This is a genomic window from Streptomyces sp. NPDC047841 (assembly GCF_040704085.1).
Classification (GTDB): domain Bacteria; phylum Actinomycetota; class Actinomycetes; order Streptomycetales; family Streptomycetaceae; genus Streptomyces; species Streptomyces argyrophylli.
Genome location: NZ_JBEYRP010000004.1, coordinates 218,241 through 231,407 on the forward strand (window position 1 = coordinate 218,241; position 13,167 = coordinate 231,407).

The following is a 13,167-nucleotide window of genomic DNA, read 5'->3' on the forward strand; positions in this document are numbered from 1 at the left end:
GGGGAGGGGGCACACGCGTGACGGGAGAGCGGGGCACCACGTGCCCGGAGTGCGGGACGCCGAGGGGGCCGGACAACACGCCGTCGTGCGACTGCACGGCCCGCGCGTCCGAGGCCCTGCGCGAGACCCGCACGGCGGAGGCGGCAGCGGCGGAGGACTTCGACCCGCTGCGGATACGGCCGTACGTGGCGATGCGGCCGTCCCCGGACGAGCCCCCGCCCGCACCCCCTGCCGGGACCGCACCGCCGCCGCCCCCGCGGACGCCCGCGCCGCTCGGTCCGGCGGCGGAGCCGGACGCGGCCGGGACCGGGCCCGGCCGGCCCCGGCGCCGCCCGCGCCGCACGGTGCTGCTGGCCGCCGGGGGTGCGGGGGCGGCCGTCGTCGCGGTCGCCGGTTTCGCGCTGTTCTCGTACCAGGCACCGGCCCGGGGCCGGGTGGCCCAGGAGGTCAGGGCGAGCATCCCGGAGACGACGACACGTTCGCCGTCCTCGGCGGCGGCCCCGGCACCCCCGGTGACACCCGCTCCCCCGCTGCCCTCCCCCTCGGCGACGGCCGCCCCGAGCCCGTCGCGAGGCTCCGCCTCGCCCTCCCCGTCCGCGACGCCCTCCGCGAGCGCGTCCAGCGCCGCCGCCTCGCCGACCCCGTCCCCGACGCCTTCGGGCACCCCGCGCACCACGCCGGCCACGGCACCGGTCCTGCGCCGCGGTGACACGGGCCCGGAGGTCACCGAGCTCCAGCGGCGCCTGCGCCAGCTGAACCTCTACTGGGACCAGATCAACAGCACCTTCACCCGCCCGGTCGAGGACGCGGTGCGCAACTACCAGCTGGCCCGGGGCATCACGGACGACACCCTGGGCACGTACGGCCCGGCGACCCGCAAGAGCCTGGAGTCGGAAACGACGCAGCCGTAGCGCTACGGAAGCAGGGGCCCGGGCCATAGGGCCCCTGAGGGATGCCGGGCGTCCTGGCGGACGGCCCGGCCGTGGCGCCCCGAGTGGGTGCGGGGCCGCCCGGGAGTCAGCCATAGTGCTGCGAAGGGATGCGGGGCGGCCCGGAAGCCGGAGCGGACACAGCCGTAACGCGCCCCGGAGGAGCCCGGGGCCGCCCGAGAGTCAGCCGTCACGCCCCGGACGCGTGCAGGGCCCCCCGGCAGTCAGCCGTAGCGCCCCAGAAGCGATGCGGGGCAGCCCGGAAGCCGGAGCGGACACAGCCATAACGCGCCCCGGAGAAGCCCGGGGCCGCCCGAGAGTCAGCCGTAACGCCCCGAACGCGTGCAGGGCCGCCCGGCAGTCAGCCGTAGCGCCCCAGAACCGATGCGAGGCGGCCCGGAAGCCGGAGCGGACACAGCCGTAACGGCCCCCGAAGGAGCCCGGGACGGACTCGGCGGGCGTCAGCCGATGTGCAGGCGGATCCCTCCGCCGGCCACCGCCTCGACCCGCACCTGCGTGAGGTCCCGCACCGCGACGTCCGGCTCGTGGAACACCGCGCGCGGCCCGACCCCGACGACCCGCATCCCCGCGGAGCGCCCCGCCGCGATCCCCGCACCGGAGTCCTCGAAGACGATGCAGTCGGCCGGGTCGATGCCCAGTTCGGCGGCGCCCTTCAGGAAACCCTCGGGGTCCGGCTTGCTCGCGCCGACCGACTCGGCGGTGACGCGGACGGCCGGCAGGGGCAGCCCGGCGGCGTTCATGCGGGCGGTGGACAGGGCGACGTCGGCGGAGGTCACCAGGGCGTGCGGCAGCCCCTCCAGCGAGGCGAGGAAGGCACGCGCGCCGGGGATCTCGATCACGCCGTCGGTGTCGGCGGTCTCCTCGGCGAGCATGCGGGCGTTGTCGGCGAGGTTCTGCTCGACCGGCCGGCCGGGGAGGAGGACGGCCATGGAGGCGTGGCCCTGCCTGCCGTGCACGACCTTCATCACCTCGTCGCCGTCCAGCCCGTGCCGCTCGGCCCAGCGCCGCCAGATGCGCTCGACCACGGCGTCCGAGTTGACGAGGGTGCCGTCCATGTCGAGCAGGAGGGCGCGGGCGGTGAGGACGGCGGGCGTGGCGGTGGCCGGCATCGGCAGCTCCAGAGGAAAGGACCCCGGGTCGGGCGGGACGTCGGGTGGGACGTCGGACGGGACAAGGCGGCCCCGCCCGCCGGTCAGGGAAAACGGGCGGGAGCCACTTTGTTTCTCTACGGTACAAAACCCGCCCGCGTTCCCGCCACCACCCCCGCGAGCATTCACCCGTTGTTCAGCCCGGCCCGGCCGCACGGCCCGGTCAGCCGCTGACGGCCTCCCACAGGCTCCACACGCCGAGCGCCAGCATCAGCAGCGCCGCGATCTGCGTGATCAGCCGCAGCGGCACCCGCTTCATCAGGGCCTTCCCGCCGACGATGCCGAGCCCGGCGACGGCCCACAGGCCCAGCACCGCGCCGAGGCCGACGGAGATCGGGTCGTCGTAGCGGGCGGCCAGGTTGGCGGTCATGATCTGGGTGAGATCGCCGAACTCGGCGACCAGGATGAGCATGAAGCCGGTGCCCGCCACCTTCCAGAACGACTGGTCGGCGGGCTTCTTGACCTCTTCCTCCTCCTCGCCCTTGTTCAGCAGGAGCATCGCGGCCCCGCCGAGGAAGAGGACGCCGGTGACGGCGTGCACGATCCGCTGCGGCAGCAGGGTCAGCACGCTGCCGGCCGCCACGGCGAGCACGACGTGCAGCAGGAAGGCGGCGGCGACGCCCGCGAAGACGTACGAGGCGCGGTAGCGGGTGCCGAGGACGAGACCGGCGAGGGCGGTCTTGTCCGGCAGTTCGGCGAGGAAGATGACGCCGAAGACGAGCGCCGTCACGGTGATGCTGATCAAGGTTCCTCAATCGGTCGGGCTGCCCCGCCGAGAGTGCGGTACGTCACACGATGACACCTCGGCACGGCAGCGCACTCGGCGCCCGCGCCGGGGACGGCACGGGCGTGCACTGCTTGCCGAAGGTCTCGCTGGCGGGCCCGCCGCGACGCGGTCCGCCTCCGGGCGCCGGCTCAGGCTCGCTGAGCAGTATGTCGACGGTCCGGCGAAGAGCTACTCCCCTTCTGCGCTTCCCATCGTAAGGGATGTGAAAGTTCCGCCGTCAACCTTGTCGTGACATGCGCACGTCACTAGCTTCTTACCGAGCGCTCACCCCCCGGCAACTCCGCCCCGCGAGCATTCCTTCGCTCGCGCTCCAACACCGCCACCCCACAAGGGAGTTCACGCATGCCCAGGTTCTACGCGCGTCGACGGACGAGCATACTCGCGGCCCTTACCGGTCTGATCGCCTCCGTCGCCCTGTTCAACTCCCCGGACGCCTCCGCGGCCCTCCCCACCCCGGTCAGCGGCGCCACCGCCCGCAGCTACCTCTCCCAGCTCACCGTGGCCACCGAGAACCGCACCGGCTACAGCCGCGACCTCTTCCCGCACTGGATCACCATCAGCGGCGCCTGCAACACCCGCGAGACGGTCCTCAAGCGGGACGGCTCGAACGTCGTGACCGACTCCTCCTGCGCCGCGACCAGCGGGAGCTGGTACTCCCCGTACGACGGCGCCACCTGGACCGCCGCCTCCGACCTCGACATCGACCACCTCGTGCCGCTGGCGGAGGCGTGGGACTCCGGCGCGAGCAAGTGGACCACCGCGCAGCGGCAGGCGTTCGCGAACGACCTGACCCGGCCCCAGCTGATCGCCGTCACCGACAACGTCAACCAGGCCAAGGGCGACCAGGACCCGGCCACCTGGGTGCCGTCCCGGTCGGCGTACCTGTGCACGTACGTGCGGGCCTGGGTGCAGGTGAAGTACTACTACAACCTCTCGGTCGACTCCGCCGAGAAGAGCGCGCTGACGAACTACCTGTCCGGCTGCTGAGCCCCGCCGCCGCCCGCGCCCCCCGGGGCGGTCAGGAGACCGGGCGGCGGCGCATCAGGAAGGCCGCCGCCGCGCCCGCGCCGAACAGGGCCGCCACCGAGACGCCGGTGGCCAGCCAGGTCGCGCCCAGCCACTGGGCGCCGTAGTAACCGAGGGCCACGCTGTAGGCGGCCCAGGACAGGCCGGCCAGGGCGGACCACGGCAGGAAGTCGCGGACGCGGCGGTGGGCCGCGCCGGCGCAGAAGGAGACGACCGAGCGGCCGGCCGGGGCGAAGCGGGCGAGGACGACCAGCGCGCCGCCGCCCCGGGACAGGGCGTCACCGAGCCGCTCCTGCGCGGTGGTCAGCCGCCGGGAGCGCGCTATCGCCCGGTCCAGCCGCTCCCCGCCGCGCCAGGCCAGCCGGTACGCCACCAGGTCGCCGAGGACGGAGGCGGTCGCGGCGGACAGGATCAGGGCCAGGATGTCCGGCACCTCGTGCGGGACCCGGCCGGCCGCGCCGGAACCGGCCGCCGCCGCCGTGCCGGCCGTGATGACGAGCACGCCGCTGGGCAGGACGGGCAGGAACACGTCGAGCAGGACCGACACGGCCACCACGGCATAGATCCACGGCCCGGCCGCCAGCGACCCCACGCTCTCGAACACCACGACTCCCGTCACTCCCCCGTTGACAGCCATACAGCGTACGCCGGGGGTGTGACAGGAGGGTCGCGGGGGGCTGGCGGGGCGATCACGGAGCGTTCACCGGCAGCCGCCGGACGGCACGCCGGCCGCACCGCCGGGCGGCTGCCGACCGGACCGCCGGGCCGCGCACCGAACCGGCCGTCAGACGGCCACCGGGGACTGCTCCGGCGCCCGCTCGCCGTCCTGCGCCGCGCGGCGCGGGAGGAGCCGGTCCAGGCCGAAGGCGCCCGAGCCGGTGAAGACCAGCAGGAGGAACGCCCAGCAGAACAGGACCGACAGCTCGCCGCCGTTCTGTATGGGCCACAGGGCGGCCCGCTGGTGGACGTCGAAGTAGGCGTACGCCATCGAGCCGGAGGCGATCAGCGCGGCAGCGCGGGTGCCGAGGCCGAGCAGCACCAGGCCGCCGGCGACCAGCTGGATCACGGCCGCGTACCAGCCGGGCCAGGTGCCGGCCGCGATGGTGCCGCCGTCGCTGCCGGCGGCGCCGCCGAGGACGCCGAACAGGGACGCGGCGCCGTGCGCCGCGAAGAGCAGGCCGAGGACGATGCGGAAGAGCCCGATCACATAGGGCCGAGCGGAATCGAGGCGTGCGGACATGGGGGAGTCTCCTCTTCGGTGACGGTCGGGCCGGCCGGGGACGGAGAAGGCCGGTCGTGGGGGCGGCGGTACCGAACGGAACACCCAGGTTAGGGGGACCTAATCAATGCTTGCAAGTTCAACATTCGGCCACGGTGGTGACGCCTCCGCGCACGGCCCGGCGCCGGGCCGGACGCCCGCAGCGGTCACCGGATGCGCGTCTTCCGCGAACTTCCCAGACGTCAACGCCCTTACACCTGTGCCTCTTTGACGACTCGTCACGCCGTACGGCCGCACGCGCCACGCCCGGCCCACCTGTCTCATAACCGTCCACGGCGTGCGGCCGGGTTCCGGGGTCGCGCCTCCATGACACGGGGTCGCGCCTCCATGACGGTGGTCACATCCGGGCACGCCGACGGGCGGGTCCGCCCCTGCCCCGGACCCGCCGACCCCGCTCCCCCTGCAGCCGCCGGGCGGCTACCCCCCTCGCCGCGCCGACTGCCCGCGCACCTCCAGCTCCCCGAGCAGCTCCGCCGTGGCCCGCGCCACCGCTCGCACCGCCTTGTCGAAGGCCTCGCGGTTGTGGGCGGCGGGGGCCCGGAAACCCGAGATCTTCCGCACGTACTGCAACGCGGCCGCGTGGATGTCCTCGTCCGTGGCCTCACCGGGCAGCACGGGCGGACGCAGCGTCTTGATGCTCCGGCACATGCGGCCAGTCTCGCGCACCCCGCCGCGCCCTGCGATGATCTGCGCGAAGGCGGCCACCGACACCCGGGGCCGACCGTCGGAAGGACAATTCCATGACGTTCGTGACGCAACCGCTCACCGTGGCCGTCCTCGGCCCCGGCGGCACCGGCGGCCTGCTCGCCGCCCTGCTGTCCCGCTCCGGGCACCGCGTGATCTGCCTGGCCGGCGAGGCCACGGCCGGCACCCTGCGCCGTACCGGCATCACGGTCCGCAGCCCGCAGTTCGGCGACTTCACGGCCGCCGTCGACGCGGACACCGAGCTACGCGAGCCGGTGGACGCCTGCCTGATCACCGTGAAGCACACCGCGCTCGGCGCCGCTCTGACCCGGGTTCCGCCCGCCGTCCTCGGCGACGCCCTGGCCGTACCGCTGCTGAACGGCGTCGAACACCCCGCGGCCCTGCGCGCCCGTTACCATCCCGACCGGGTCGCCCCGGCCGTGATCCGCGTGGAGTCCACCCGGACCGCCCCGGGCGTGATCGAGCACGGCAGCCCGTTCACGGAGATCGACCTGGCCGGGGACGCCGTGCCCCGCGCCCGCCTCGAAGCGCTGGCCGCCCACCTCACCGCCTGCGGTACGACCGCCCGCGTGGCCGGGGACGAGACGGCGGCCCTGTGGGCCAAGATGGCGTTCCTCGCCCCGTTCGCCCTGCTCACCACCCGGTACGGCGTCCCGCTCGGCGTGGCCCGCACCCGTCACCGGCAGGAGCTGGAGGCGCTCGTCGCGGAGACCGCCGCGGTCAGCCGTGCCTGCGGCGCCCCGGCCGACCCGGACCTGGCCCTGGCCCGGTACGACGCCTTCCCGCCCGCCGCGAAGTCGTCCATGCAGCGCGACGCCGAGGCGGGCCGCCCGCTGGAGCTGGACGCCATCGGCGGGGCGTTGCTGCGCGCGGCCGAGCGGCACGGGGTGCCGGTGCCGATGACGGCCCGCCTGGTCCGGGAGCTGCGAGGCTCCGCCCACTGACCCGGCGCGGTCGCGCCGCCGTCGCCGCCCCGCGCCACCCGTTCGGCTGAACCTCCCCCCGGACCTCGCGGACAGCCTCGCACCCGTAAATCGAACAGGCGTAGCATTGCCGCGTGGCTACGACCTATGAATTCCCCAGTGACCTCCTCGCCGGTCAGGAGGAGCTGCATCAGGTCCGGGCCGAGCTGTCGGCCCTGCTCAAGCGGCTGCCCTGGTCGGTCGAGCCGATGGACGGCTTCAGTGACGACACCGGCTGGCGCAAGGTGGAGCGGCCCGCGTCCCCCGGCTGGACGGAGGACGAGCAGGCCGAGGTGGAGAAGCTGCGGCGGCGCGAGCACGAACTCGCGGTCTTCGTCAGCACGCACCGCTTCTGGGCGGAGGTCGCGGCGGCGGACCGCATGGAGGCCCGCTCCCGGCTCAAGCACGCCCACGAGACGGCGGCGGAGGAGGAATAGGGCAAGGAAACGGCCCCTCGGAGACTGCTCCGAGGGGCCGGACCGGTGGGCGCGGACGGTTTCGAACCGCCGACATCCTGCTTGTAAGGCAGGCGCTCTACCCCTGAGCTACGCACCCGGGACAGGCCGACAGCCTACATTGCCCGAGCGGCTGCCCTGCAAACCCGGACAGGGGGCCGGGACAGGGGGGTTAACCCCACCCCGGTCCGGGAGGCCGCCGGATCGCCGGCGCGGGCCCGCGGGCCCTAGCGTCGGCGGCGACCGAAGCAGCACCGGCGCCGGGTCCCGCGCGCCGGATCAGACCGGTTCGCGCCGCAGGGCCGGTTCAGGGGGAGACATCACATGGTCCGTTCGCACTCGTTCCGCGCCGCCCGGCCGGCCGTGCTCGCCGGCGCGCTCCTCTCGGGGCTCACCGCCTGCGGCGCCTCCGCCGGCGACGACACCCATCCCGATCACCGCTCCTTCGCCCTGCACGGCCGTACCCTCACCGTCGACTCCGACGACTCGGCGCTGGAGATCGTCGCCGTACGGGGGCAGAGGACCGGCACGGTCGAGGTGACCCGCTGGTTCGAGGGGTCCGTGGTGGCCGGCGGCGAGCCCGGGGTGCGCTGGTCCATGGACGGCGACCGGCTCGTGCTGCGGGTGCACTGCTCCGGGTTCATCGCCGACTGCTCGGCCCGGCACCGGATCGAGGTGCCGCGCGGGGTCGGCGTCAGGGTCGTGAACGAGGACGGCGCCGTGCGCGCCTCCGGATTCCGGGACGCGGTCAGCATCCACGTCGACGACGGCGCCGTGCGCGTCACCGACACCAGCGGCCCGCTGGACCTGCGCGCCGGCGACGGCTCGGTGCGCGCGGTGGTCTCCTCGCGCCGGGTGAGGGCCGCCACCGGCGACGGTTCCGTGGACGTCGAGCTGACCGGTCCGCCGGACCTGGCCGACGTCCGCAGCGACGACGGGCCGGTGACGGTGGGCCTGCCCAAGGGCGCGTACCGGGTGTCGGCGGGGGCCGACGACGGGTCGGTGACGGTGTCCGTGCCCCGCGACGACAGCAGCCCGCACCGCGTGTCGGCGCATACCCAGGACGGGAAAGTCACGGTGCGCACGGCGAACTGACCGGCCCGTGTGTTCGTCTTCAACGGGTGGGAGAATGGCACCACCCAGGGCGGACCACAGCACGGGAGAGGGATGTGACGGCGACACCGGGCACGCCAGCGAGCCAGCCGTACCCGTCGTCGTCCACCGCACGGGCCCGGCGCGGCCCCACCCCGCTGCGGGACGCCCTCACGCTGCTCGGCCTGCCGGTGCTGGCCGCGCTCGCGCTGCCCCTCGCGTTCGCCGGCGGCGGCACCCGACGCTGGTTCGGCGGGCGGGCGGAGAGCCACCGGGCCGACGCGCAGGCCGCGAAGGACGCGGCGGCGACGGCGTTCTACGAACTCGACACCGCGCAGCGGGACCTGCGGATCTCGGTGGAGACCATCTCGGCGGTGGACGACTCCCCCGCCGCCCGGCGTGCCGTGGCCGACTTCGAGGCGCTCGGGCTGCGGATCGACGAGGTCAGCCGGCGCTACATCCAGGCCGTGGACGCCCACGACCTGGACCGGGACGATCTGGAGGCCGGCGCGGCGGCGCGGGCGCGGGCCGAGCTGACCGCGGCCAAGGACGAACTGGACCGGGTCCGGCAGGAACTGGACCGGTTCGGCGGCTCGCTGGAGCCGCTGCTGGGCAAGGCGGAGACGCAGCTGGCCCGGCTGGCGCCCGCCGTGGAGCGGGCCCGGCAGTCGCTGCTGGCGGCGAGCAACGCCCTGGACGCCGTCCGGGAGCGCGCGCTGCGGGCCGACGAGCTGGCCGCGCGGCTGGCGGCCCTGTCGCCGGAGCTGACCAAGCTGAACCAGGGCGCCGGGCGGCACGGGGTGCAGGCGACGCTGGAGCGGGCCGAGCGGGTGCAGCGGGAGGCCGGGGCGATCCGCGCGGAGGCGGAGCGGCTGCCGGAGCGGGCGGCCGAGATCGACCACCGGCTGGTGAGCCTGCGTACCAGGGCCGAGGCGCTGACCACGCGGGCCGGACAGGTGGAACCGGTGCTGAGCGAGCTGCGCCGCCGCTTCACCGCCGCCTGCTGGCAGGACCTCCAGCACGTGCCGGACCAGGCCGCGCAGAACGTACGGCAGGCCGAGCTGAAGCTCCGGGAGGCGCAGACGGCGCGGGACGCCCAGCGCTGGGCGGACGCGACCGCACTGCTGGCGACCGTGCGGGCCCTGCTGAACACCACCGACGAGGCGGTGTCGGCCGCCGGTGACCGGCTGGGCCGGCTGAACGCGGTGCAGAAGGACCCGCAGGCGGAGATCGAGCGCACCCGGTTCGCGATCCGGGACGCCCAGCGGCTGGCGATGACGGGCCGTTCGACCCCCGATCCGCGGCACGCCCGGCCGCTGGACGACGCGGTGGCCCGGCTGGAGCGGGCGGTCGGCACGCTGGAGGGGCGGCACCCGGACTACTGGCAGTTCCTCACCGAGACCGAAGGGGTGCGGCAGACGGTGGCGCGGGTGGTGGCGCAGATCCGCGAGGAGCGCGGCGCCGGGCACTGACGTGCGTGTTGCCGGGTGCTGTGCGGCAGCGGATATTAAGAGGACGGATGGCCTCCGCTAGCGCCCGAGGGAGGCGGACATGGCCACACACGCGGTGCACACGAGGAAGGCCGAGGAACGACGGCCCCGGCTGGACGACCATCTGCCCGTCGATCACCGGCTCAACCAGGTCTACCGGATCGGTGCCGGCCTCATCGGCGGATTCCTGGTCGCCTTCGGGATCCTCGGCCTGATCAACCGCATCGGCTTCTTCGACACCGGCGGCAACACGGTCGCCGGGCTGAACTCCAACGGCGCGCTGAGTGTGCTGTCGATCTGCATCGGCGCCGTGCTGCTGGCCGGCATGGTGATCGGCGGGAACCTCGCGTCGACCCTGAACATGGTGCTCGGCGTGCTGTTCCTGCTGAACGGCTTCCTGTTCCTCGGCCTGCTGGACACCGGCAGCAACTTCCTGGCGTTCAAAATCCAGAACGTCTTCTTCAGCTTCATCGTGGGCCTGCTGCTGATGACGTTCGGCATGTACGGCCGCGTCGGTCACAACCTGCCGCACGACAATCCCTACTGGCGGGCCCGCCACCCCGACGCCCCTCCGCGGGAACAGCGGGCGCGGCCCGAGCAGCTGACGCCGCCGGAGCGGCGTCCGCCGGACGAGCGGCGGGAGGGGCGGGAGCAGCGGGGCCCTCGGCAGCCAGGACCGGGTCAGGTCCTGTAGGCGTAGAACGCCGCGTTCGGGTACGAGGCGACGAGGCTGGCCACCGACCGGTTGTACGTGTTGGTCGAGTGGTAGCTCACGTACGGCACGCCCCGGCTGTCCCGGTACGTGACGATCATCGAGTGGTCCTTGGACCCGTCCCGGTTGAAGTCCATCTGCAGCACGTCGCCGAGGTCCATCTGGTAGACGTTGGCGAGGCTGGTGGCGCGCTGGGAGGACAGGGCGAACCAGGAGAACTCGTTGACGCCGACGAACGAGTCCGACTGGATGTCGGCGGTGCCGAACCACTTCTTCCAGTCGTACGTGTAGCCGGGCACGTGCTTCCAGCCGCCGGCCTTCAGGACCTGGCTGACGAAGTTGGTGCAGTCGCCGCCGGCGCCCTGCCCGTTGAAGTCCGGGTAGGCCGGGTTGTACGAGTTCCAGTACTTCTGCGCGTACGCGACCATGGCCTTGTAGTCGTAGCCGGTCGCGGAGAAGTTCTTCTTGTTGACCGGCGCGGGCCAGGTCGTGGCGGCGCGGGCCGCGGAGGGCGGGCCGTCGTCCGCGGTGGCGGTCTTCACCGAGGTGACGGCGGGCTTGGCGACCTGGTTCACCGCGAGGTAGCCGTCGTCGGTGTCCCGGATGCCGGTGAGCCGCCAGGTGCCCTTGCGGTCGGCCTCGAAGGTCAGCTCGTGGTGGGCCTGGAAGCCGGTCGACTTCGGTCCCTTCACGGTGGCCTTGTCGTAGGTCAGCGACGTGGTCTCGGTGACGGCGGCCTCGGCGTGCCGGCCCTTCACCCGGGTCGCGTCGAGCGTCACCTTGGTGCTGCCCGCGCGGTACGTCTCGCCCAGCCGGGCCAGCCGGCCGCGGCGGTCGCGCAGCTCGTCCAGCGCGGACTTCTCCTGGCGGGTCTGCCCGCCGGACAGGCGCACGGAACCGGAGAAGCCGGACGTGTGCCGGGTCTCCGCCTTGCCGGCGCCCTGCACGAGGGCCTGCGTGCGGTCGGTGAAGACCGCGTCGGCCAGCCGCTGGAAGGTCGCCTTGGTCGCCGCGTCCACCGTCGGGTCGTCGGTCACCGCCGCACCCGCGCTCCAGTTGGGCACCAGTGCCACGCCGGCGACCACCGAGGCGGCCGCGGCGGTGACTATGGCCGTGCGGCGCCGCCCACGGCTCAGTCTTCTAGATTTCAATGATGTTCCCCTCTACGCCGGTACACCTACCGGGCGAGGGGCATCTTCGCACGCCGTGCGCGTCGGTTGTGAAGGGGGTTGCACAAGTGGAATCCCCGGCGCGCGCCGGTCACTTGACGACCGCCGACCAGTCCGGCGACTGGGCCGGGTCGAGGCTGCGCAGGGCGGCCAGGGTCTGCGGCTTCTGCGCGTCGAGCCAGTCGGCCAGCTCCTTGAAGGACACGCACTTGACGCCCTTCTTGGTGCAGACGTTCTTGACCACCTGGTCGATGGACTTCATGTAGATGCCACCGTTCCAGTCCTCGAAGTGGTTGCCGATGAACAGCGGGGCCCGGCTGCCGTAGTACACCCGGTTGAAGCCGGCCATGTAGGAGTCGACGGTCTGCTGTTCCCACTGGGGGAACTTGGCCGGGTCGCCCTGGGTCTCACCCTCGGACTGGTTGTACAGGAAGTTGAAGTCCATGGACAGGCCCTGGTACTTGCCGCTCTCGTACGGCAGCATCTGCAGCGGGAAGTCCCATATGCCCTTCTTCTTCGACGGCCATATCTGGAAGTCGCCCGGCGAACTGGCGTCGTAGCGCCAGCCGTAGCTCTTCATGGCCTTCAGCAGGTTCGGCTGCCCCTCCAGGCAGGGCGCCCGGCCGCCGGTGACCTCCTTCCTGAAGTCGAAGGGCAGCGGCGCGAGGTCCTTGAAGCCGGTGTTGGTCTTCCAGTGCTCCACGAAGGAGTAGAACTGGTCGATCTCGCTCTTCCACTCCTCAACGCTCCAGTCGCCGCCGCCCTTGGCCCCGCAGAAGTGGCCGTTGAAGTGGGTGCCGATCTCGTTGCCGTCCTCGTACGCCTTGCCGAGCTGCTCCACCGTGGTGCGGATGTGGTCGTCGGTGGCGTAGTCGATGGCGGCGTCGCCCGGGGAGTGCATGGGGCCGTGGTACAGCGACTTCTTGCTCTTGGGCAGCAGGTAGATGCCGGTGAGGAAGAAGGTCATGTGGGCGTCGTACTCCTTGGCCAGCTCCCGGTAGTGCGAGAACAGGTGGTCGCTGCCCTCCAGCGCGCCGTCCCAGGAGAAGACCACGAACTGCGGTGGTTTCTCACCGGGCTTGAGCGGCACCGGCTTCAACTGCCCCTTCTGCGGCCCGGTGTAGGAGGTCGAGCCGTCCCCGAGCACCTTGGTCGTGCCGTCCCACTCGGGGGTCGGGCTGGCCTTCGGCGCGCTCTTCTGTCTCTTGCCGGCCGCGGCGGCCGGGGTGCTGTTGCCGTCCGTGCCGGACAGCGCCAGGAACCCGGCGACCAGCGAGGCGACGACGAGGAGGGCGGCCAGAGTCAGGACCTGCGGCCGCGTGGCGCGGGGCACACTGCGGCTGCGGGGGGCTCGACGGCGGCCTGACGACGACATCTTGCGGGGCATGCGCG

General features: G+C 73.3%; 14 protein-coding genes and 1 tRNA gene. 7 read left to right on the forward strand and 8 right to left on the reverse strand.

Annotation, left to right across the window (positions count from 1 at the left end; genetic code table 11):
- The first annotated feature begins 17 nt into the window (after window positions 1-17).
- Window positions 18-911, forward strand: a complete 894-nt coding sequence (locus tag AB0947_RS07835; protein ID WP_366749378.1) for a peptidoglycan-binding domain-containing protein — start codon at window positions 18-20, stop codon at window positions 909-911.
- Window positions 912-1,390: 479 nt separating this feature from the next.
- Here AB0947_RS07835 and AB0947_RS07840 read toward each other — a convergent pair whose 3' ends face one another.
- Window positions 1,391-2,059, reverse strand: coding sequence for an HAD family hydrolase (locus AB0947_RS07840; RefSeq protein WP_366749379.1), 669 nt, complete (start codon window positions 2,057-2,059; stop codon window positions 1,391-1,393).
- 202 nt (window positions 2,060-2,261) lie between these two features.
- Entirely contained in the window at window positions 2,262-2,843 is a 582-nt protein-coding gene (locus AB0947_RS07845; protein WP_366749380.1) for a TMEM165/GDT1 family protein, read from the reverse strand.
- A 384-nt stretch (window positions 2,844-3,227) separates the two neighbouring features.
- On the opposite strand from AB0947_RS07845, the gene AB0947_RS07850 reads away from it, so the two are divergent.
- Entirely contained in the window at window positions 3,228-3,872 is a 645-nt protein-coding gene (locus AB0947_RS07850) for an HNH endonuclease family protein (RefSeq protein WP_366749381.1), read from the forward strand.
- 31 nt (window positions 3,873-3,903) lie between these two features.
- On the opposite strand, the gene AB0947_RS07855 is transcribed toward AB0947_RS07850, so the two are convergent.
- From AB0947_RS07855 to AB0947_RS07865, 3 genes are all read right to left on the reverse strand, one after another.
- A complete protein-coding gene (locus AB0947_RS07855; protein ID WP_366749574.1) occupies window positions 3,904-4,515 on the reverse strand; it encodes a VTT domain-containing protein in 612 nt (203 codons plus the stop codon).
- Between the two features lie 180 nt (window positions 4,516-4,695).
- Window positions 4,696-5,151 (reverse strand): DoxX family protein, encoded by a 456-nt coding sequence (locus tag AB0947_RS07860; RefSeq protein WP_366749382.1) that lies wholly within the window; start codon window positions 5,149-5,151, stop codon window positions 4,696-4,698.
- Window positions 5,152-5,607: 456 nt separating this feature from the next.
- Window positions 5,608-5,838 (reverse strand): DUF2277 domain-containing protein, encoded by a 231-nt coding sequence (locus AB0947_RS07865; protein WP_366749383.1) that lies wholly within the window; start codon window positions 5,836-5,838, stop codon window positions 5,608-5,610.
- Window positions 5,839-5,930: 92 nt separating this feature from the next.
- Here AB0947_RS07865 and AB0947_RS07870 point away from each other — a divergent pair, with 92 nt between their 5' ends.
- Both AB0947_RS07870 and AB0947_RS07875 read left to right on the forward strand, forming a co-directional pair.
- Window positions 5,931-6,839: a 2-dehydropantoate 2-reductase gene (locus AB0947_RS07870; RefSeq protein ID WP_366749384.1), complete on the forward strand. Its 909-nt coding sequence runs from the start codon at window positions 5,931-5,933 to the stop codon at window positions 6,837-6,839.
- Between the two features lie 113 nt (window positions 6,840-6,952).
- Entirely contained in the window at window positions 6,953-7,294 is a 342-nt protein-coding gene (locus AB0947_RS07875; protein ID WP_366749385.1) for a hypothetical protein, read from the forward strand.
- A gap of 46 nt (window positions 7,295-7,340) precedes the next feature.
- On the opposite strand, the gene AB0947_RS07880 is transcribed toward AB0947_RS07875, so the two are convergent.
- Window positions 7,341-7,412: transfer RNA gene (locus AB0947_RS07880), tRNA-Val, on the reverse strand.
- 224 nt (window positions 7,413-7,636) lie between these two features.
- On the opposite strand from AB0947_RS07880, the gene AB0947_RS07885 reads away from it, so the two are divergent.
- The 3 genes from AB0947_RS07885 (at window position 7,637) to AB0947_RS07895 (ending at window position 10,588) form a co-directional block, all read left to right on the forward strand.
- Window positions 7,637-8,407 carry a DUF4097 family beta strand repeat-containing protein gene (locus AB0947_RS07885; RefSeq protein WP_366749386.1) on the forward strand — a complete coding sequence of 257 codons (771 nt, stop codon included), beginning with the start codon at window positions 7,637-7,639 and terminating at the stop codon, window positions 8,405-8,407.
- 74 nt (window positions 8,408-8,481) lie between these two features.
- Entirely contained in the window at window positions 8,482-9,876 is a 1,395-nt protein-coding gene (locus AB0947_RS07890; protein WP_366749387.1) for a hypothetical protein, read from the forward strand.
- A 79-nt stretch (window positions 9,877-9,955) separates the two neighbouring features.
- Window positions 9,956-10,588, forward strand: a complete 633-nt coding sequence (locus AB0947_RS07895; protein WP_366749388.1) for a DUF4383 domain-containing protein — start codon at window positions 9,956-9,958, stop codon at window positions 10,586-10,588.
- On the opposite strand, the gene AB0947_RS07900 is transcribed toward AB0947_RS07895, so the two are convergent.
- Complete coding sequence (locus AB0947_RS07900; protein ID WP_366749575.1) at window positions 10,576-11,679, reverse strand: amidase domain-containing protein; 1,104 nt, start codon at window positions 11,677-11,679, stop codon at window positions 10,576-10,578. The genes AB0947_RS07895 and AB0947_RS07900 overlap by 13 nt on opposite strands.
- Window positions 11,680-11,866: 187 nt before the next feature.
- Complete coding sequence (locus AB0947_RS07905; protein WP_366749389.1) at window positions 11,867-13,162, reverse strand: hypothetical protein; 1,296 nt, start codon at window positions 13,160-13,162, stop codon at window positions 11,867-11,869.
- Window positions 13,163-13,167 lie beyond the last annotated feature (5 nt).